This is a genomic window from Methanobrevibacter millerae, from assembly GCF_900103415.1.
Taxonomy (GTDB): domain Archaea; phylum Methanobacteriota; class Methanobacteria; order Methanobacteriales; family Methanobacteriaceae; genus Methanocatella; species Methanocatella millerae.
In genome coordinates, this window is the sequence record NZ_FMXB01000009.1 from 59,138 (window position 1) to 79,099 (window position 19,962).

Here is a 19,962-nt window from a genome sequence, read left to right on the forward strand (position 1 = left end):
GAGGATAATATGGAAATCAATATGAAAAACAAATGGCATATAATACTTTATTTGGCTATCCTATGCTTTTTCGCATTGAGCTTTTTCAAATATGAAAACTACATTGCTCCGGGATTTGAAATAGCAATGTTCATATGGGTTTTCATTATAGGATCTGTTTCTCTTTACTATTACACGAAAAACGAAGACAATCACCATAAGGTTGCATTAATAATAATACTGCTTTTTGGAATAACGTGCGTCTTTTTAACGCCAATCGATGACGTATCTGACGAACAGGAGCATTTTGTCAGATCAGAAATCGTATCGACCGGACAGGTGCTTACCGATTACGTTCCTATTCCGAATACAACAGTGAACGGATACAAGACAATAGAATCAGTTACATTGCTTGGCGAAAACGCCGGAAAGAACGTCTTCGCAACGGACGTGGACGATTCGAAGATAAGCTTTACGCCGTCTTATTTTAACTCAGCATTTTCACAGAACCCATTTTATTCCTATCTTCCTCAGGCGATTGGAATATTAATGGCTAAGCTTCTGGACTTGAATGCAATATGGCTTTTATGGCTTGGAAGAATCTTTAATCTGGCATTGTATGCAGGAATCGTAACCTTTGCCATTCGCAAAACCCCGATTATGAAGTTTCCTATGCTGATAGTGTCAATTTTACCTTTGGCCATATACCAGGCGGCATCACTGAGCGTTGACGGAATGTTTTCAGCCCTGGCAATACTGGCTTTTGCATACTTTTTATACTTCTACAAGACTCCTAAAATCAAATGGAGTGATTTAGGTATCTTTTATATAGCTATAATACTGTGCGGACTTCTAAAAACGCCGTTCCTGGCACTGTCATTGCTGCTCTTTCTGGTTCCGGGCGACCACTTTGAAAGCAAAAACCAGAACATAATATCAAAGGCTGCCATTCTGCTTGCGTTAATAATAGGTCTTGTATGGGGAGGCTATTCAACAAGCGTTTTAGGCAATTCCTGGAGAGGAGAGTTCTTTGCAAGCCATCATGTTAATGCAACAGAACAGATGACATATCTCTTAAGCCATCCGAGCTTTGCGGTCGAAAGGTTTTTCAACGTCTTCAGCCAGTTTCCAACGATTGCAGAAAGGTTCTTTTACTTCTCAAATGATGTTCGCAATTATTCATCCCTGCTCATGGCAATCCTGTACCTGCTCTTCTTTGTAATATTCAGTCTGGTTTATCCTCTTGATGAAAAGTTTGAAATTAAAACTAGAGCTAAAGGACTGTTGATAGGATTTCTAATTTATGTTGGTGTTATAGGCGTTCAATATCTCACTTGGGCTAGCGTCGGTGCTGAAAGCGTTATTAATGGTGTGTTCGGCCGTTACTTCATGCCGCTTCTCATATTCGTGCCGCTTGTCATTAACACTGACTTTTTTGAATACGACAGGGAAACATTGTCACTGCTCTTCTTAACGATAGCTGTAAGTTTCATTTCAGGAATGATACTGCTTACGGTTTCAGTTAAATACTAATAGAACCTGCAGACGGTCAGAATTGCAAATGATGATAATAAGACAACACTCGTTAAAACTATCATCTTATCTATTTTTTCATCTTCAGCAGAGTTATTGTTCAATCCGAAAATTAACGGAAGCAGAGCCAAAAGAGGAATGAAGTATCTTGGCTGAATGTCAACGCTATACACTATACCCACAGGACTCCAGTTTAAAAGCTGTATCGTGAAAGTGCCGAAAAATATGATTAATGCTGTTATCAGCGCACCTACTCTTGTTATGGTTGACAGCTCGACCTTATTGGGATACAGAAATATTACCGCTCCCATAAATAAAAGACCCAATATGGTCATCAATTTTGATTCATAGGCCCAATCTGCCATTCCAAAATAAAACAGCCCAGAGAATATATGCTCGAGATAATTGAAGGCATTTCCATATGCAACAGCAGCCTTAAGTAAATGACTGGATAAATAGCCAATCTGGCCGGACATGCTGACATTGTTCTCGGTAAAATAAGCTGCCCTAAAGGAGAACATGTAGTTAGGTGTTGCATAAAATTTAGCCCACAGTATTCCCAATGCCGCAACAGCTAAAAATGCAATGATATTATAATAGAATGGAGTCTTGAACTTGTCCTTAGGAATCACGAAGAGTAAAAATATCAGTGCGAGATACGGAAGCTTGCATAATCCGCACAAAAGAACTAAAATCGAGAATATGCCCAAATCCTTCAAATCAATGGAAGAATCCTCAGATTTAAGCATATATAAAAAGTATCCGATAATGAGAAAAGCCAATCCGTTTATCGTGACGTCAATGCTTAATGATGCGGCCTGGAAAAGGGCTAATGGTATGCATGCCATTGCCATTAATGGAATCTTAAAGACTGAGGCTTTTTTTACCGCCCTTGAAATAAGGAATGCATATAAAACTAAATTTCCAATGCGGCCGAGCCATAAAATCCAAATCATGTTTAAGTCAAGGAGTTTGGCAAAAAATATGCCGATTCCCTGAGCGAGATAGCCGAAAAATGGATTCTGCATAAAGGCCGAAGAATAGATAACCGGAGTATAATCGATTTTAAGATTGTCAATGTCGCTTGTAAAAACCGTGTTTCCTATTTGACTGGTAAAATCAACGGCACTTTTGATTGTATTGAATCCTGTAAAGCTATTGTTTGTGAATTGAGGTTCTGGTATCAATACGCCGCTTGAAGTTAACTCTGATCTGACCAGATGCTCATTTTCATCCGGAACAACACACATTGGAGTTAAAAATGCACATATCAATCCGAATAATATTATTACAATAAATGCAACCTTATAAAGCTCGCTGTCATGCAAATCATAATAAATGATTGAAAATACACCAAAAATAATTGTTAAAACAAAAACACCCAATTCCATGACTGGATGAGCGTAATTGTCGACTGACGCTATGGACAGGGTCAAAACTAAAACAAGTAAAAAGTAAATCAATAGATATTTCCTGTTTTCAATCGCTGATTTGTAATACTTTTCAAAATTAACTTCAAATTCCATTATAATAATATTGAGCGGATATGATATTTAAATAATATTAAAAATATAATAATTGATATTAATGTTTAAGGTGAATGAATTTAAAAGCAATTCGAATGAGGATAATTTAGGTACTTAATATGAATTTAGAAATCGTAGTTCCATGCTATAATGAAGAAAGAAACATTCTCAGGTTTTATATCGAAATAGACAATGTCTTAAATGATGACATCGACTGGCAAATCATCTTTGTTAACGACGGTTCAGATGATGATACATTAGCTGAAATCAAAAAGCTTGAAAACGCGAAATACATCTCATTTTCAAGGAACTTCGGAAAGGAAGCTGCAATCTATGCGGGACTGAAGAAAACGACTGCAGAATATGTAATATTAATGGATGCTGACCTGCAGGATCCTCCGTCATTAATACCTGAAATGCTTACATACATCGACGACTATGACATTGTCGCCACAAGGCGCGTCACAAGAACCGGCGAGCCGAAAATAAGATCATTTTTCGCAAGAAGATTCTACAGCATAATGAACAGGATGAGTGATATCGAGCTTGTTGACGGCGCCCGTGACTTCAGACTGATGAAAAGAAACGTTGTGGATTCCGTTCTTGAATTGAATGAAATTAACCGTTTTTCAAAAGGAATATTTCAGTGGGTCGGATTTGACACCAAATGGATTGAATACGAAAACATAGAAAGGGCTGAAGGCGAAACGAGCTGGTCATTCTGGCAGCTGTTTAAATATTCGATTGAGGGAATCGTGTCATTTACCGTTGCTCCGCTTTACATTTCAACGATTATCGGAATCATATTTTCAATAATATCATTCTTTTCAATTCTTTTCATCGTTATAAGAACGCTGATTTTCGGAGACCCAGTAAGCGGTTGGCCATCTACAATAAGCATTATCTTACTTATTGGAGGTATACAGCTCTTTTCAATAGGAGTTTTAGGTCAGTACCTTGCAAAAACATATATTGAAACTAAAAACAGACCTAAATATATCATAAAAGAAGATAATTTTAATTAGATTTATTTTTTATTTACTTTTAAGCCTGTCAGGAATTGTTCAAATGACTCGTCATGCTGCTTTTTAATTACGTGAAGGATTACGCCTGTGAAAAATATTATCGTGGCAACTACAACAACAATTGAAACGATAATTAATGTAGGGATTTTTTCCACGTATCCGGTCTGTAAAAAAGAGAGTAAAACCGGAATGAAATAAATCAAAGCTATAAACAATAAAATTAAAGTAACAATTGAAAAGAACACGAATGGCCTTGTATCCCTAAAGAATGAAAACATTAACCTGACTACCTTTAATCCATCGCTGTAAGTATTTAATTTTGATTCACTGCCTTCAATACGGTCCTTATATTCAACTTGAATTTCCTCTATTGAGAAATTATGGTTTAGGGCAAATATCGTCATTTCGGTTTCGATTTCAAATTCCTTTGAAGAAACCGGAAACGATTTGACAAATTCCCAACTGAAGCCTCTCAAACCGGTCATAATATCTGATATGTCGCTTCCATAAACAGTATTGATGAATTTTCGGACAAACTTGTTTCCAGATCCGTGGAATCTGCGCTTGTTCTCCTCAAAATAAGTGCTTGAAAGCCTGTCTCCAATTACCATGTCCGCCTTTCCGGAAAAAATAAGCTCTTCGATTTGAGGGCCCACATCAGCCGGATAGGTATCGTCGGCATCGACCATTATGTAGCAGTCGGCATCGATGTCGCGAAACATTGACCTTACAACATTACCTTTTCCTTGCTTGAATTCCCTTTTAACAATAGCTCCGGTGTTTTTGGCGATTTCATAACTGTTATCGGTGGAATTATTGTCATAAACGTAAATATCAGCCTCAGGCATATGCTCTTTAAAGTCGAGGATGACCTTTTCTATAGTCATTTCTTCATTGTAGCATGGAATTAGAATAGCAGTTTTCATTTTAAAAATCCTTTTCTTTTATTATAAGTTTATTTTTTAAATAATAAAATACTTTCTAATTATAAAACTTAAATATATTAAAAAAACAAATTAGAATACATGAATAGATTGATGGAGGATTTTGCAGATAAGCAGAACAGAAATTATTTTCTGGCATTTATAATCCTGACTATTTTTGCCACATTATGCCTGTTTACTCAGGACAACTATGCTTCTCCATTAAAGGAAATCATAATCCTATTTGTAACATTGATTTTTGGAATAATTTCAATAGCCAGCTACGTTAAGGAAAGAAAGATTCATAAGACTGCCGTTATCATAATTATCCTTTTCGGAATGATGTGTGTTTTCCTATCACCAATCTGCAGCGTTTCAGATGAATTGGAGCATTTTACAAGATCCGAAATAACCACACAGGGCGTTTTGTTTCCTGAATACATTACGCAGGACAACATTTCAGGATTTAAGACAATTGAATCCACAAGCAACACTGAACCGAGAGACCATACAATTTTCGAAACGGACTGGGATACTCAAAAGATTAATTTCACCGAAGTCCTTTCGAATTCGGCATTTCAGCAGAATCCATTTTACGTCTACATTGCTCAGGCGATAGGAATTGAGCTTGCAAAGATTTTAAACATAAATAACATTTCCCTTTTGTGGTTTGCAAGAATCTGCAACCTTCTTCTGTATGCGGGACTGTGCGGTATTGCAATCAAGCAAACACCAATGCTTAAGATGCCTATGGCCGTGATAGCCTGTTTCCCGTTAAGCATAATTCAGGCGGCATCATGCAGCAGCGATGCATTCATATTCAGTTTCACGCTGGTGGTAATCGCCTATCTGGCCCACATGTACAAATCAAAAGATGCAAGCCTAACCAAAAAGCATATTTTAATCTATACGGTAATGGTTGTGGTTTTAGGATTGACCAAAGTAACCTTAGGAGCATTAATTCTTTTATTAGTGATAATTCCTAAAAGCAAGTTCAAAACCCCTAGCGATTATTATTCTATACTGATTTCAATTGTAATTGTCCTTTTGTCCTTACTGGCATGGTCCAAATTTTACGCAGTCGATGGCATAACCCATTCATGGAGAAGAGAACTTTTCAAAATAAAACATGTCAATTCAACAGAGCAGATTTCCTATTTAATGTCAAATCCTCAGGCAATAGTTACCTTTGCGCGGATTGGAGACCAGCTGCCTACACAGATTTATGCACTTACAAGGTTCTATTCAGAATATCCAACATCTGCATTATTAAACTACGTTTACTTCATCTTCGCGATGCTTTTTGCACTATTCTATCCTATAAAGGAAAATTTAAGCAAAAACAAAAGGTTAATAATTGGTTTTATTATAGCTATAATAATCTTAGGGACTTATATTGTCCAATACCTGACTTGGGCTCCCGTCGGATCAATTAACCTTCTGGATGCCGGCGTAGTTCCAAGATATTTCCTGCCAGTGCTGGTTCTGATTCCCCTGATATTCAATGTCAACAATAAAAACTTTAAAAATCAAGAACTTACAATAATAACATGTATAACAATATTTTTATCAAGTGCAATCATGTTCATTGCAACGATGCTATATTAAGGTGATTAAAATTAAGGATTTGACAAGAAAGCTATTTGTAGATAAAACCGATAACATTTTCCTTCAGTTTTTCAGATTCATATTCGTTGGAGGAACCGCATTTATAATCGATTTTAGCATATATTTCGCACTGGTACAGTTCTTTGGCGTCAATTATCTGATATCAGCGGCCATTGCATTTTTCATATCAGTACTTGCAAACTATTATCTTTCAACGTCATGGGTATTCAATCAAAGCCAAATCGAAAACAGGGCTATCGAATTCAACCTCTTTTTAGCGATAAGCTTTGTAGGCTTAATATTTACTGAAATACTGCTTTATATCTTTACTGACATGTGTTCAATAAACTATCTATGGTCAAAGATATTAGCATCTATCCTGGTACTCTTCTGGAACTTTTCAGCACGTCGTGTGATGTTTTACGGTAAAAAAATTAGTTGAAAAAGCAAACATTATCAATCGGAACTTCTAAAATGGTACTAAGAATTTGATAACCCACCATATAATTTTAATATCACTTTCAATAATAAAATAAATATGCAAAATAAAGAAAGAATTTATTACATAGATATTTTAAAATCAATATCAATTTTTAGTGTTATTGTTATACATATATTTGCTTTAGGTAATTCCGCGAAAGTGATGAATATAACAATATCTTATTTTGCTGAAATATTTAAATTTGCTGTTCCCGTTTTTTTAATGATAACTGGATCATTATTATTAAATAGAAATTATCAATCAAATTATTCATTTTTAAAAAAAAGAATAAAAAGAATAACTATTCCATATTTATTTTGGATAATCCTTATAATTCTAGCTTTGATAATTCCTAATGGGATGACATCACAACCTGAAATAACAGAATGTATATATACAACATTTTTTAATTTTCCGCTTTCATGGTACTTCTGGCTTATGATTGGCGTGTATTTTACGATTCCTATAATAAATGAATTTATTAAAACTGATAAATTAAATTCAACTAAATATCTAGTAATAATGTTTGTTATTTCATCAATATTATATCAATTATTATCCTTTTTTAAAGCATATACGTATATTGATTTAACATTTTTCATATTACCAATTGGTTATTTGAGTTTAGGATATTTCTTATCAGGACTTGAATTTAAAAATAAAAGAAATGTCTTAATTATTTCAATTATAATATTTATAATTACATCTATTATTGAAGTCTTATTCAATCAAGACTATAATTTAAATCTTATTTTTGCTAATTTTCCAGCAGGTTTTACATCATTATTAGATGTTAGCATTATTAGAATTATTCAAGCAACTGCTGTCTTCTTATTTATAAAAAATCTTCCATTAAAAAAGTTTAAAATGAAAAAATTCTTCACTTCAATATCTAAATCATGTTATGGTATTTATTTAGTCCATATATTCATATATTTAATTGTTTTTCACTATGTTCCTGTTAAAGGTACGGGTAGTGAAATTATGTTATTGTTTTTATCAAGTAGTGTCTTTATATTTTTAATATCTTGGATTATAGTTTTAATAATGTCAAAAATTCCAGTTTTATCGAAATTTTCGGGATATGCTTAGTAAAATGTAGGAAATTTTATTAAAATATTAATATAATAAAAATCTTATTATTATCTATCAAATTTTAGAAGGTATTTTAAAATGGTTCCGAAGGTAATGATTATTTTAGGAAGTGGTTCTGACATTGCCATCGCTGAGAAATGTATGGATATTTTTGAAAAATTGGAAATCCCTTACAGTTTAAAAATTGCCTCAGCCCACAGAACACCCAAACTTGTCCGTGAAATTGTAAAACAAGCAACTGATGCTGGAATTGAAGTGTTTATAGGAATTGCGGGTCTTGCCGCCCACTTACCCGGCGCAATAGCGGCTTATACTCCAAGACCTGTTATTGGAGTTCCTGTTGACGTTAAAACCGGCGGCATTGATGCTCTGGACTCATGTGTTCAAATGCCTTATCCTTCACCTATCGCTACGGTCGGAATCGACAGGGGAGACAACGGAGCAATACTTGCCGCGCAATTCATGGCCATTCACGATGATGAAATTCGCCAGAAGGTCATTAAGCTGAGAAAGGAATATGAACGCAAGGTATATGACAGCAATAAAATCGTTGACGAACTTGAAGACAAGAAATACCTTGTAAAGGACTTCCTAAGCGTTGAAAATATGGAAATCAGCGATGACGAATTCGTTGAAATCGATGATAGACTAATCAAAAAGGACGCAGACGTCGCAATAATAGCCGGAAGGCATTCAGACCTGATAACTGCTAAAAAAGTAGCCGCTACCCTGGACAGGCTTAAAATCAGCTATAACATGAAAGTGGTATGTCCGATAAGATCCAACCAGAAATTCAAAAGCTACGTCAAGTCCGTTGAAAACTCAAAGATATTTATCGGAATCAGCTCAAACTCATCACAAGTTACCGGAGCGCTGGTGGGCCTTACAGACAGGCCGGTCATCGGAGTTCCATGCGAAAACGAGCTTGGAAGGGAACATATGCTTACCACCGTTAACATGCCGCCTGGAGTGCCTGTAGCAACCGTGGGAATTAACAACGGAAGAAATGCGGGAGTCCTTACCGGTGAAATACTTTCAATTAAAGATACCAATATTATTGAACTTTTAACAAAATTAAAGGATAAAAAAATCAATTTGTAGGGATTTAAATGGATATTAACGATGAAAACATTATTGAAATAACTGAAGAGTTATCTTGTGAATTTGAAGTTGCACGTGCATTGAGGGATTATCCCAAAGATACCGTAGTAATTGAAAACGTAAAGGGCTTTGACATTCCTGTCGTTTCCGGAATCTGCAACACCCGTGAAAAGATAGCAAAGTCAATAAATTGCGAAGTATCTGAGATTACAGAAAAGATTATTGAAGCAAGCGACAATCCCATTAAAGTTGACAAATTCACCGATTTAAGTGAATACAACACCTTGGAAATAGATTTGGATAAAATACCTATATTAACCCATTATAAAAGGGACGGCGGCAAATACATTACCGCAGGCGTTGTCTTTGCACGTGACCCGGAAACCGGCATTCAGAACGCTTCAATCCACAGGATGATGGTCTTGGATAATAAAAGGCTCGTCATCAGAATCGTTCCGAGAAATCTCTATACCTATTTCCAGAAAGCTCAAAAGCTAGGCGAGGATTTGGAAATCGCAATAGCTATCGGAATGGATCCGGCAATCCTGCTTGCAAGCACGACCTCAATACCTATCGACTACAACGAAATGGAGGTTGCAAACGCATTTAAGGACGGCGAATTAACGTTAATTAAAATCGGCGATTTGGAAGTTCCTCAGGCCGACATTATCCTGGAAGGTAAGATTTCAGTAACCGAAACCGTTAGCGAAGGACCATTCGTTGACTTAACCGACACTTATGACATAATCCGTGACCAGCCGGTCATTAACCTGGAAAAGATGCACATCAAGAAGGATAATCCTCATTATCATGCAATAATTCCTGCCGGATTTGAACATAAGCTATTGCAGGGTCTTCCTCAGGAGCCTAGAATATTCAAGTCCGTAAAGAATGCAGTTCCTACAGTTGAAAACGTTGTATTGACTGAAGGAGGCTGCTGCTGGCTTCATGCTGTTGTTTCCATTAACAAACAAACCGAAGGGGACGGCAAAAACGCCATAATGGCTGCATTATCAGCTCATCCTTCCCTTAAGCATTGCGTTGTTGTAGACACCGACGTTAACGTGTTTGATGCTGAAGACGTTGAATATGCAATATCCACACGTGTAAAAGGAGACAGGGACATCATGATTGTTCCTAACGTAAGAGGCTCATCACTTGATCCCGTAGCCGAAAGTGACGGTACCACAACAAAAATCGGTGTGGATGCAACAAAATCATTGAAAACATTAGAAAAATTCGAAAGAGTAAGTTTTGGGGAATAAATCAGATATTTCCCAAATAAACATTTTTTATTCCTTTTTTTAGCGCGATTTCTCGAGCCTTATAAAGAGTTTCAGCATTTGTAGGCGTTATGTCAGTCATCTTATAGTATGGAAACGCCCTTGAAAAGTGAACTGGCACATCGGCCGACAGTTCATCAACCACAAAATCGCAAAACTCAGTTATTTCTTCTTCCGAATCATTGTAATCGTTAATTATTAAATTAGTCAGTTCAACGTGCTTTCCGGCCATGTAAATCTGTCTTACATTGTCCAAAACGACATCCAAGTCTGCGCCGCAGACCTTTTTATAGAAATCCTCGGACATTGACTTCACGTCTATATTGAATGCGTCGACAAAAGTCAAAACCTCCTCAAGTGACTGGCCTGACATGTAGCCGTTGGTGACATATATCACCTTCAAGTTTTTTGACCTTGCAAGAAGAGAGGTTTTTTTGCTGAAAGGTAAGTGTATCGTAGGTTCATTATAGGTCCAAGCAATTGACCGACAACCATAATTAAGTGCATTTTCCACAATCGTTTCTGGTAGTATTTTAATCCCCCTTCTTAAATTTTCATATTCATGTGAAATAGTATAGTTCTGACAGTGCAAACATGTCATGTTACACCCAAAACCGCCTATCGAATAGGTGAAAGTGCCCGGCAGAAAATGATTGAGAGGCTTTTTTTCAACTGGATCTGGACTTAGGGATGATACGATTCCATAGCTTAAGTCAAAAAGCTGGCCGTTAACGTTTCTATGCTGTCTGCATATTCCAACTTTGCCCTCGGCTATTTTGCAGTAATTCGCACAGATTTCACATCTGACCTTCTGCGTTTTTGAACTTCTCTTGTATAAATTCTGACTAACTAACATAGTGATTATATCCTCTTTTTTCAATCTCTCTTACTTCACCGTCGATTAGTGTGATTTCGATTTTATCGGTTGAATTGACCTCGCCTATAACAGAGTAATTAATGTCCAAATCATTGTCTTTTGAAATGGTAAATACAAGTTCAAAGTCCTCTCCGACATGTAAAGCCAAATCCAAATAATTCAAGCCCAAATCAGAGCATATTTTTTTGTATTCATCTGATATTTCAAGCTTTTCCTCATATATCATGAAGCCCAGTGAATCCGGTTTCATTTCATACAGCTCAGATGCAAGTCCGTCGGTGATGTCGGTTGCGCTTGTGGCTCCGGCGTTATTAATGGCTTTGCCTTCATTAATGGGGGCTAAAGGCCTGAGTGCATGTTCGGTGTAAACGTTTTCACCCTCAAGATTAAAACCTAGGGCGGCAAGGCCTATATCGCCGGTTAAACAGATTAAATCTCCTTCATTGGCTGTGTCCTTCATTAATGGAGCATCACATAAGCCTAAAGCGGTTCCTGAAATTATTATTTCATCCGCTTCATTTGTATCCCCGCCTATTAACGGGATATTATAGAAACTGCAGGCCTCAACAACGCCATTAATGATTTGCCTGAAATTATCAACTTCCAAATCCTTGGGAAGGGCAATTGCCAGGAGAAATCCTAAAGGCTCTGATCCCATTGCAGCCAAATCGCTGACATTAACCGTCACTGCCTTGAAGCCCATTTGAAAATAAGACATTCCTTTGGGAAAATGCTTTGACTCGATAAGCATGTCGCAGGTTGAAATCAAATTAGTGTCATTCAATTCAGTTATAGCCGTATCATCCGGGACAATATCCTTAGATTTGGATAAAATATAGCTAATTAATTCTTTTTCACCAATATCAGAGACTTTTAAAGTCATGTATATTAGTATAGTTTTTAAAATTAATAAATCTTAATAAAAAAAAGTAAAAGAGTAATGTGAAAAATCACATTATCTATTCAGTAATTTTAACAGTATTTCCGTTTAAGTAGAATGAATACCAGCCGTCATCAATCATACCTTCATAGGTTAAATAATTTCCAGGTGGGAAATTAAGGGTGAATGAAACGAGTCCGCTTCCGTCAGGGTATGATCCCCAGGTGGTACCGTTGAAGTAGAAAATACCGAAGTGGTTACCGGTAATTGGATTTCCAGTATTCTTTTCAGTTAAGTAGAATTGGAAAAGACCGCCGGACTTAACTGTGGTACTTACGATTTTAATGCTTGGAGTTACCCTTACTTTTAAGAGGTTTGAAAGTGTACAATCGTTAGCGTAAGTGGTAATAACGTAATCTCCAGGGAGTAAGTTAATAGTTATTGAAGCAGTACCGTTTTCATCGGTGACCCTGTTGTATAAAACACCGTGAATGTTAAAGGTTAAATTAACATTAGAAGCTATGGTACCGTTGTTATAACGGACAACAACAGTGTATTTTGCACCGGTATTGTACTCAATTGAGATATTTCCTCCGCTTTGTGAGTTTTTGGTGGAAATAAGGTTGAGCACTTCAACAGTATTGGAAGCCTGTTCTCCGGTAACAGGATTGATAGCTGTTAAGGTGTATTTACCAGGCTCTAAATTAATGTTTAATCTTGCAGTACCGTTTTCATTGGTTTCACGTTCATACATTACACCGTTGATGTTGAATTTAACTTTGGTTTTGCTTAAAGGATTACCTTGGAAATCAACAAAGGTTGCATAGTACTGGGTATCGTTTTTATAATACTTTTTAATGTTGTTACCGGAAATTGTAGGCAAAACAGTAATCTTATTTGAAATGGTTTCATTATTAATGCTGTTTTGAGCTGTAACAACATAACTACCTGAATTCAAGTTAATGTTCAATCTTGCAGTACCGTTTGGATTTGTAACTCTGGTATAGAAAACACCATTGATGTTAAAGGTAACATTGGTGTTTGCTGCAGGATTGCCCTGACCGTCCAATATCGTAACGTAGTATTGGGTTCCGTTTTTATAGTATTTGGTAACGTTAGTTCCGTTCATTGTAGTTAAAACAGTAACGTTATTAATAACGGATTCATTTGTTACAGGATTGGTGGTTGTAAGCTTATATTGACCAGGATTTAAGTTTATTGAGAATTTAACCATACCGCTTGCATTGGTGGTTCTGTTGTAGTTACCTCCGTTGATGCTGAGGAAAACAGTCTGGTTTACTAATAAATTACCTTCGGAATCAAAGAAAGTTGCAATAAACTGGGTGTCGTTTTTGTAATATTTGACTAAATCGCTGGATACGATAGACTTTGTAACATTATCTGTTCCGTTATCGGTTCCATTTCCGTCAGTTCCATTGCCTGTTCCGTTACCATCGCCATCACCGGTTCCGTTACCATCACCAGTGCCGTTTGCTAAAATTTCGTCATTTATAATATCAACATAACTTGATTGAATAATAGAATCTTCATCTATACTCAATGCAACCTCATCATCGTCCACATCTGAACTTATGAGAGTATCATCACTAGCTACATCCTCTGCGCTTACAGCAGCAATTGAGAAAATAGCTAAGAGTATAATTGTAATTAAAAAAATATTTTTAAATTTCATGTATATCACTAAAAAAATTTCGGTGTAATATAATTTATACTATCATAGTATATAAATGTTTAGCAAAAAAAGAAAAAAATTTATCAGAACATCCTATAAATGTTCTGAAATTCTGTCCTTGATGATTTCATATAATCTTGTGTCCACACCAAGGGGATCGGTTAGGATAATTTCACCGTCAAATTCGAATTCCTCGTCATCATCATCGTGATGGTGGTGATGATGATGTCCGTGGCCATGTCCGTGACCGTGATCATGTCCGTGGTCATGGTCGTGATGATGTCCGTGGGCGTCCTCTTCGGAAAAGTCGCTTTCAATGCCCAATAATCCCGGAATGTCCCTTTTTGTGTGAAGTCCGTGTGCAACGAATACGGGAACAACAATGATTTTTTCCAAATCGTTTTCTGCAGTCAACTTGTTAATGGTTTCAGCAATTCCAGGTTTTCTTATTTCCATAAAGCCGTATTCAACAGCAGCACCAGGGAATTCCTCTCTATACATATCAGTATAAGCTTTAATTACTTCTTCACCGTCATCTAATCTACTTCCATGACTTAAAAGTAGAATACCAGTCTTTTCGTCAATCATAATAACATCTCAAATTTTATTACTAATATAATTTATAATTAAAAATATTTAAATCTTAGTTAAAAAAATGAAATGAAAAAAAGTTAATCTAAAGTGCTTCATTAACTTTTTTAATCAAAATGTCTATTAGGATGTCATCGGCCTTAATCGGTTCCGGGTATAGGATTTCACCGTCAAAGTCAATGGCTGTCAAATCATGGTGATGATGATGTTCGTGGCCATGCTCATGGTCGTGATCGTGGTCATGATGGTGGTGATGATGATGCTCATCAGGCTCCTTAAGGCCTAAAATGGTTGGAATGTCGTTGGTTGTGTGAACTCCAGGAGCAATGAAAACGGGAACAACAATCAGTCTTTCAATCTCATTATCTTCAAGCAAGGAGTCAATGGCTGTAGGAATATCAGGCTCTTCCAATTCCATAAATCCGAAGTTGCACGGATAATCTGTGGTCTTTTCAAACTTATCGAAGAGTGCGGATATGAATTCCTTATTATATTTCAGCCTGCTTCCGTGTGAAACAAGTAAAACACCGGTTGCCGCATCGTCATTTAATTCTGATTCGCTTAAGGCTTCATCAATTCTCTTGTCGATGAACTTAAGCAGGTCATCATCCGGTCCGATAGCCGGCAATAACTCGATTTCACCGTCGAATTCAACGTCGTCAGCTATGGATAAGTAATGTTCATCAGGATAATTGCCGTCAGGGCATCTAGGATCTGTTTCCAAAGGCTCAAGGCCCAAAAGTATAGGAATATCAATGTTGGTATGAATTCCCGGAGCCAGAAAGACAGGCATTGCAATAATCTTGTTTAAATCATCAACTTCATTTTTTAATATCTCAACTGCACCTGCAATACTCGGCTGTGAAACCTTCATATAACCTACTTCGGTTGCAAATCCAGTTTTTTTGATAAATTTATCTTTAATTTCATTAAAAGTAACTTCACCATAAGGTAAACTGCTACCATGGCTAATAAGTAAAATTCCATTATTATTTGACATAATAATATTTCTTAAAAATGTATTATTTAAAAGTATTTATTAAAAAAAGTGGAAAATTTTTAAGGGAAGTATTACATTCCCGAAAAAAAGCAAAATTATTTAACTAATTTGAATTTGAACCCGTAAGAGATTACTCCATCAGGGCCATCTTCGGAAATTCTTCTGAATACCATTTCAACAGGATCTCCGATTTCAATGTCGTCAACATCACAGTCAACAATTTGTGAAGTCAGTTTTGCACCTTCTTCAAGCTCGATTACTGCAACGGCATAAGGTGCCATTTTCTTGAAATCATCAGGTGGTGATCTGATAATTGAAAAAGTATAAATCTTTCCTTTTCCTGAAAATTGGAACGGTTCCAGTTTCCCTTTTCTTCTGCAGTTTGGACAAACTACACGAGACGGGAAAAATACATCGCCACATTCATTACATTTTGAACCGAGAAGATTATATCTTTGCTGTATATGACGCCACATTCTAACGGTATCTGACATATTAATCCTCCATAAATCTTTTAATTAATTACTATATTATATTCATTTAATATAAAAAATTAACCTTTAAACTGACTTTTGAAAAAATCATATATAAAGGATGTGAAAAATCACACAGTCGCACTTCAAAAAGTAATATTAAAAATATCATTCTAATTTTATGCATGAATTCGATAGACAACAGAGGAAATATAATTACAGGAACAACAGCTATATTGGTTGTATCCCTCATTCTGATTGTAATATTTGTTGTAAACAGTTTAAATTATATTGAAAGCGAAAACATCGATTCCATTGCAAGCGATAACTTCAAATACATTATCGATGACTACAACAAGAATTTGGAGCAGCTAGGAAGGGATTCAATAGCTGAAGAAACGGACAAACTATATCACGCACACAAGGTAAAGGACAGCAGAAAGGAAATAGCAAAGATTCTAAACGGCAAGCTAAAAGACGTCAATGCCGAATACAGGGAAAAATACGGAATAGACATACGCTCCGAGGTCGTATCGGTTGAAAGCACGGACACTCCATGGAAGGTATTGTTTAAGGTTCGGGTGAAGGCGGATAAGGACTCACAGCAGTTCGATGGCGTTTTAGAAAGCAACTCATCGATTGAGGGATTAAACGATCCGCTTCCATATGCCATGATAACAGCCTACAACAACATAAACCATGACGACAAGACGATATACTACTTCGAATCGCTGGCACAGTACCTGCTTAAGCACAACGCCAAGTCCTATGAGTCCTACATTCTGGCGTCGTCGCCGATGATTATTAAAAAGTGCCCCTATGACCCATATGTTCATCACGGCGACGGGAATACACTTAAGGAGTGTCTTAAAAACGGATATTTCCATGAAAGCAGGGACGGAAGTTGCTATCTGTGCAGGCTTGAGGGAAAGGGAACGTGTCCCCATTACGGAATGGAAGTCTTCATTCACCCCCACACCCTTATTACAAACGAAACTGTCTCATGCGTGGACCACGTCATCTTTCATGACAGGTACAACGGAAAGAAACTGGATGAAAACGACATCAACAGCCTGATTCTCGATGAGTCACACTGCAAAAAATACGGGTTGGTTTACAATGGACAACAGGGGTAACTTTACACTTGAAATACTTGTGGTGGCAATTGTCATCATACTGATTTTGGGTATTATCACACTTGCCACAGAGATATCATCCGAGAAAATTTCAAAGGGCATAGAAACGGACAACATTGAAAAGACAATCAACGAGGTATGTGACAGTCTTATAAACGACCCAGGAGTTCCTCAGAACTGGGAAGACTTCAAGGCCAAAAGGGTTGGACTTGCCATAGTCAACGAATACGAAAATGTCATTCCAAACAGTGTATCGTACTTTAAAATCCTAGAACTCGGCAGGGACTACGACAATCTTGTCACCAAAAAGATCTTCGACAATAAATTTCACTCCTCCATGGAGCTGATACCACATGAGACATCAATTTCAAGTGTAAAAATAGGTGATGATGAAAGTTCCGCAAACGCCTACAGCGTCAACAGAATCGTGAAATGCGACTTTTATAAAAAGTATGTTATTAAGGACTTTACGGTTGACGGCAAATGCAACCACAACCACAGGCAGAGTGAATACAGCTGCAACTATTTCAAGCTCTTTGAAAAAAACCTGAGAAGCTCGGATTATTATCTGCTGATTGACGAAAGCGAAAAAAACAGCCTCAGCTACTCAATCGACACGACACATTTCAAGGACTACGAGGGAAAGCTTGCAAGCAAAACATCAATTTATTTGAATAATGAATTAAGCTCACTTTTTGAAGTCAATGACACAAGCTCGGTGGTATTCATTCACCTTGACAAAAATGATGCAAAAGCCGTTTTAGTGGCCGTTCCAAAGAATTTCGATAAGGGCAATCTCAAATACGACTACTTTACAACCCAGGCGTGCGATTTCGTGCTGAAGGCATGGAGCTAGATTAATGCGCCTAAAATAAAGAGTGATACTGAAATCAATATCAGACTTGAAATTGCATCGGTTACACTGGTTGAAATAGGGATTACGATATTGTCCGGGTCAATATCCCTGTTGTATGATGTGATTGAAATGTAGTATACTACAAAAATCATCACTGAAATCAGAATCAGGCCGGAAATCAGCGAAATCAGTATTATATTAAGGTAGCCGACTCCCGCTGAGCCGAGGATGTTGGTTGAGTTTTCGGCTATAAAACCGATGAGCGGAAACATCACAATAGCCAGAACGTAACAAATCATGAAATTGTGCAGACTTTCGCCTTCAGGCTTTCTTAAAGGCTCAATAAGACCATAGTGAAGACCTGAGGACAGCCTTGCACTCAATATGCTTACAAGACTTCCGCTTTCGCCTGAGAAGAGCGGCATCAAGGTAAGCAGGCTCGGATTGGTAAGCAGGGTTTCAATGGAGCTGTTGAATATTCCTCCGGCTGAAACTCCCAAAATTGATGATACGAGTAAAACAGGAGTGGACTGGGTAATTATTTTTTTTGACTCGCTTGACATTCTGAACACGTAAACAAAAGCTGAAATGACGAATACCGTTAATATTAACGTGAATATTTCCTTAATCAATAAGCTGGTATTCAGATAATTCAGAACGTAAAGTGAAGCCACTATTGCCGGTAAGGTAAACAGATCCCCGATAGCTGCAATTAACGGCGTCGTGATGTTGTCGGGATCCCATCCGTGGTTGAAGCTCTTGAATGAAATAAACATGGTTACAGGAAGCATTATAATGGTGGAAATGATTCCCGCAATGACGCTTATCAGTATAAAGTCAATCAGTGCGATGGACTCGAAATGGAATATAATACAGAATATCTTAGCTATTATTGCCAAAAAGAGTGACAGAATAAGTGTCAGTACGAATGAAGAAAGAATGTTATTGTTCAATTGCTCTGACAGCTCGAACTTTGGAGATATCATACCGATGTGCAGGTTTGTAGAGATTCTTGAGGCAAATGAACCGAAAATGTTTCCTCTCATTCCGATAGCACCCGGAATAATAACAAGCAGTCCAGGGAATGTTTCAAGGAAAAAGGTCATTTTTCCAAGTAAAATTCCTGCAAACAAATCTCCCAAAGCACAGATTAAAAGAGCTATGAAGCTTTCCTTAATTACTGAATCGTGTTCTGAAAAGAAGTCCTGGATAGAAGACAGTGAAATGCGATTCTTCTTCTTGTTTGCTTTCAAGCATATCACTCCCTCTAATCATTTTAATCACTTCTTTTTAATCTTCATCTTCTAATTCTTCTGGAATGTCTTCAAATGAACATGCTGCGCTTGCAAGCTTTCTTAAAAGCTCTGCGCCTTCATCTGTTCCTTTTAAAAGTAAAATGTCATTAGGAAGAATCATTGTGTTTTTATCAGGTCCGTAAATCCAGGATTCTCCACGTCTAATCGCAATAACTCTCATTCCTGTACGGTTAGCTAAAAACAATTCTCCCAATGTCTTATTAGTTAAGTCTGATTCTTCAACAACGCTGATTCTTGCAATCATCTTATCGGATTCTTCCATAACCATCTTGAATACAGGGTGCGGTTTAATCCCTTTAATTACAAGGTCAGCCAAATCCTTTGCTGCATTTGCCATACTTTCAGCAGCTTCAGCAATCTCAAGCAGTGCAGTCAGCTTTTCTGCATCCTCATATGATCTTGCTGCGACCAAGGATTCCTTTTTGATTTCATAATTCATGGCGTTGACTCTATTTTCCAAAGTCAACACTTCTTCAGCAGCATCTATGCTGTTGAACAGAACAGCCGAGTAAGCCAAATCAACCATCAGCTCCGACATGTTTTTCATTTCAATTAAAAGATTTTTAATCGACATTTTTATCCCTCT

19 protein-coding genes are annotated in these 19,962 nt (G+C 36.9%); 9 read left to right on the plus strand and 10 right to left on the minus strand.

The window, feature by feature from the left end; genetic code table 11:
* Positions 1 to 9: 9 nt before the first annotated feature.
* Positions 10 to 1,512, plus strand: a complete 1,503-nt coding sequence (locus F3G70_RS06405; protein ID WP_223166025.1) for a DUF2142 domain-containing protein — start codon at positions 10 to 12, stop codon at positions 1,510 to 1,512.
* On the opposite strand, the gene F3G70_RS06410 is transcribed toward F3G70_RS06405, so the two are convergent.
* A complete protein-coding gene (locus F3G70_RS06410; RefSeq protein ID WP_149731875.1) occupies positions 1,509 to 3,038 on the minus strand; it encodes a DUF2142 domain-containing protein in 1,530 nt (509 codons plus the stop codon). The genes F3G70_RS06405 and F3G70_RS06410 overlap by 4 nt on opposite strands.
* A gap of 119 nt (positions 3,039 to 3,157) precedes the next feature.
* On the opposite strand from F3G70_RS06410, the gene F3G70_RS06415 reads away from it, so the two are divergent.
* A complete protein-coding gene (locus F3G70_RS06415) occupies positions 3,158 to 4,063 on the plus strand; it encodes a glycosyltransferase family 2 protein (RefSeq protein WP_149731876.1) in 906 nt (301 codons plus the stop codon).
* Positions 4,064 to 4,065: 2 nt separating this feature from the next.
* Here F3G70_RS06415 and F3G70_RS06420 read toward each other — a convergent pair whose 3' ends face one another.
* A complete protein-coding gene (locus F3G70_RS06420; RefSeq protein WP_149731877.1) occupies positions 4,066 to 4,989 on the minus strand; it encodes a glycosyltransferase family 2 protein in 924 nt (307 codons plus the stop codon).
* Between the two features lie 99 nt (positions 4,990 to 5,088).
* Between F3G70_RS06420 and F3G70_RS06425 the strand changes: the two genes are divergently transcribed.
* The 5 genes from F3G70_RS06425 (at position 5,089) to F3G70_RS06445 (ending at position 10,536) form a co-directional block, all read left to right on the plus strand.
* Entirely contained in the window at positions 5,089 to 6,594 is a 1,506-nt protein-coding gene (locus F3G70_RS06425) for a DUF2142 domain-containing protein (protein WP_149731878.1), read from the plus strand.
* Between the two features lie 19 nt (positions 6,595 to 6,613).
* The gene (locus F3G70_RS06430; RefSeq protein WP_223166026.1) at positions 6,614 to 7,036 is read left to right on the plus strand and encodes a GtrA family protein; all 423 of its coding nucleotides are present in this window, start codon (positions 6,614 to 6,616) and stop codon (positions 7,034 to 7,036) included.
* Positions 7,037 to 7,132: 96 nt separating this feature from the next.
* Positions 7,133 to 8,167, plus strand: a complete 1,035-nt coding sequence (locus F3G70_RS06435) for an acyltransferase (RefSeq protein ID WP_149731879.1) — start codon at positions 7,133 to 7,135, stop codon at positions 8,165 to 8,167.
* An 81-nt stretch (positions 8,168 to 8,248) separates the two neighbouring features.
* Positions 8,249 to 9,271, plus strand: a complete 1,023-nt coding sequence (purE, locus tag F3G70_RS06440) for a 5-(carboxyamino)imidazole ribonucleotide mutase (protein ID WP_149731880.1) — start codon at positions 8,249 to 8,251, stop codon at positions 9,269 to 9,271.
* Between the two features lie 8 nt (positions 9,272 to 9,279).
* On the plus strand, positions 9,280 to 10,536 hold the full coding sequence (locus F3G70_RS06445; RefSeq protein WP_149731881.1) for a UbiD family decarboxylase: 1,257 nt from the start codon (positions 9,280 to 9,282) through the stop codon (positions 10,534 to 10,536).
* A 1-nt stretch (position 10,537) separates the two neighbouring features.
* Here the strand turns inward: F3G70_RS06445 and amrS are convergent, their stop codons facing one another.
* The 6 genes from amrS to F3G70_RS06475 all read right to left on the minus strand — a co-directional run bounded on the left by amrS (position 10,538) and on the right by F3G70_RS06475 (position 16,089).
* Positions 10,538 to 11,410, minus strand: a complete 873-nt coding sequence (amrS, locus tag F3G70_RS06450; protein WP_149731882.1) for an AmmeMemoRadiSam system radical SAM enzyme — start codon at positions 11,408 to 11,410, stop codon at positions 10,538 to 10,540.
* On the minus strand, positions 11,400 to 12,314 hold the full coding sequence (gene thiL / locus F3G70_RS06455) for a thiamine-phosphate kinase (RefSeq protein ID WP_149731883.1): 915 nt from the start codon (positions 12,312 to 12,314) through the stop codon (positions 11,400 to 11,402). Before thiL ends, amrS begins: the two co-directional genes overlap by 11 nt.
* Before the next feature lie 76 nt (positions 12,315 to 12,390).
* Positions 12,391 to 14,004: an adhesin gene (locus tag F3G70_RS06460; RefSeq protein ID WP_149731884.1), complete on the minus strand. Its 1,614-nt coding sequence runs from the start codon at positions 14,002 to 14,004 to the stop codon at positions 12,391 to 12,393.
* A 93-nt stretch (positions 14,005 to 14,097) separates the two neighbouring features.
* On the minus strand, positions 14,098 to 14,592 hold the full coding sequence (cfbA, locus tag F3G70_RS06465) for a sirohydrochlorin nickelochelatase (RefSeq protein ID WP_149731885.1): 495 nt from the start codon (positions 14,590 to 14,592) through the stop codon (positions 14,098 to 14,100).
* Between the two features lie 88 nt (positions 14,593 to 14,680).
* Positions 14,681 to 15,595, minus strand: coding sequence for a sirohydrochlorin nickelochelatase (gene cfbA / locus F3G70_RS06470; protein WP_149731886.1), 915 nt, complete (start codon positions 15,593 to 15,595; stop codon positions 14,681 to 14,683).
* Positions 15,596 to 15,690: 95 nt separating this feature from the next.
* The gene (locus tag F3G70_RS06475) at positions 15,691 to 16,089 is read right to left on the minus strand and encodes a Zn-ribbon domain-containing OB-fold protein (protein WP_149731887.1); all 399 of its coding nucleotides are present in this window, start codon (positions 16,087 to 16,089) and stop codon (positions 15,691 to 15,693) included.
* 164 nt (positions 16,090 to 16,253) lie between these two features.
* On the opposite strand from F3G70_RS06475, the gene F3G70_RS06480 reads away from it, so the two are divergent.
* The gene (locus F3G70_RS06480) at positions 16,254 to 17,204 is read left to right on the plus strand and encodes a hypothetical protein (RefSeq protein ID WP_149731888.1); all 951 of its coding nucleotides are present in this window, start codon (positions 16,254 to 16,256) and stop codon (positions 17,202 to 17,204) included.
* Positions 17,188 to 18,060: a hypothetical protein gene (locus tag F3G70_RS06485; RefSeq protein WP_149731889.1), complete on the plus strand. Its 873-nt coding sequence runs from the start codon at positions 17,188 to 17,190 to the stop codon at positions 18,058 to 18,060. Before F3G70_RS06480 ends, F3G70_RS06485 begins: the two co-directional genes overlap by 17 nt.
* Here the strand turns inward: F3G70_RS06485 and F3G70_RS06490 are convergent.
* Both F3G70_RS06490 and F3G70_RS06495 read right to left on the minus strand, forming a co-directional pair.
* Positions 18,057 to 19,286, minus strand: coding sequence for a magnesium transporter (locus F3G70_RS06490; protein ID WP_394349324.1), 1,230 nt, complete (start codon positions 19,284 to 19,286; stop codon positions 18,057 to 18,059). The genes F3G70_RS06485 and F3G70_RS06490 overlap by 4 nt on opposite strands.
* A gap of 64 nt (positions 19,287 to 19,350) precedes the next feature.
* On the minus strand, positions 19,351 to 19,950 hold the full coding sequence (locus F3G70_RS06495) for a potassium channel family protein (protein ID WP_149731890.1): 600 nt from the start codon (positions 19,948 to 19,950) through the stop codon (positions 19,351 to 19,353).
* Positions 19,951 to 19,962 lie beyond the last annotated feature (12 nt).

Bases quoted from the DNA above. Each gene is read 5' to 3' on its own strand.
- cfbA (WP_149731885.1), bottom strand. From the start codon at position 14,592: ATGATTGACGAAAAGACTGGTATTCTACTTTTAAGTCATGGAAGTAGA.
- thiL (WP_149731883.1), bottom strand. From the start codon at position 12,314: ATGACTTTAAAAGTCTCTGATATTGGTGAAAAAGAATTAATTAGCTAT.
- F3G70_RS06425 (WP_149731878.1), top strand. From the start codon at position 5,089: ATGAATAGATTGATGGAGGATTTTGCAGATAAGCAGAACAGAAATTAT.
- cfbA (WP_149731886.1), bottom strand. From the start codon at position 15,595: ATGTCAAATAATAATGGAATTTTACTTATTAGCCATGGTAGCAGTTTA.
- F3G70_RS06495 (WP_149731890.1), bottom strand. From the start codon at position 19,950: ATGTCGATTAAAAATCTTTTAATTGAAATGAAAAACATGTCGGAGCTG.
- F3G70_RS06405 (WP_223166025.1), top strand. From the start codon at position 10: ATGGAAATCAATATGAAAAACAAATGGCATATAATACTTTATTTGGCT.
- F3G70_RS06435 (WP_149731879.1), top strand. From the start codon at position 7,133: ATGCAAAATAAAGAAAGAATTTATTACATAGATATTTTAAAATCAATA.
- F3G70_RS06475 (WP_149731887.1), bottom strand. From the start codon at position 16,089: ATGTCAGATACCGTTAGAATGTGGCGTCATATACAGCAAAGATATAAT.
- F3G70_RS06415 (WP_149731876.1), top strand. From the start codon at position 3,158: ATGAATTTAGAAATCGTAGTTCCATGCTATAATGAAGAAAGAAACATT.
- purE (WP_149731880.1), top strand. From the start codon at position 8,249: ATGGTTCCGAAGGTAATGATTATTTTAGGAAGTGGTTCTGACATTGCC.
- F3G70_RS06480 (WP_149731888.1), top strand. From the start codon at position 16,254: ATGAATTCGATAGACAACAGAGGAAATATAATTACAGGAACAACAGCT.
- F3G70_RS06420 (WP_149731877.1), bottom strand. From the start codon at position 4,989: ATGAAAACTGCTATTCTAATTCCATGCTACAATGAAGAAATGACTATA.
- F3G70_RS06485 (WP_149731889.1), top strand. From the start codon at position 17,188: ATGGACAACAGGGGTAACTTTACACTTGAAATACTTGTGGTGGCAATT.
- F3G70_RS06460 (WP_149731884.1), bottom strand. From the start codon at position 14,004: ATGAAATTTAAAAATATTTTTTTAATTACAATTATACTCTTAGCTATT.
- amrS (WP_149731882.1), bottom strand. From the start codon at position 11,410: ATGTTAGTTAGTCAGAATTTATACAAGAGAAGTTCAAAAACGCAGAAG.
- F3G70_RS06445 (WP_149731881.1), top strand. From the start codon at position 9,280: ATGGATATTAACGATGAAAACATTATTGAAATAACTGAAGAGTTATCT.
- F3G70_RS06410 (WP_149731875.1), bottom strand. From the start codon at position 3,038: ATGGAATTTGAAGTTAATTTTGAAAAGTATTACAAATCAGCGATTGAA.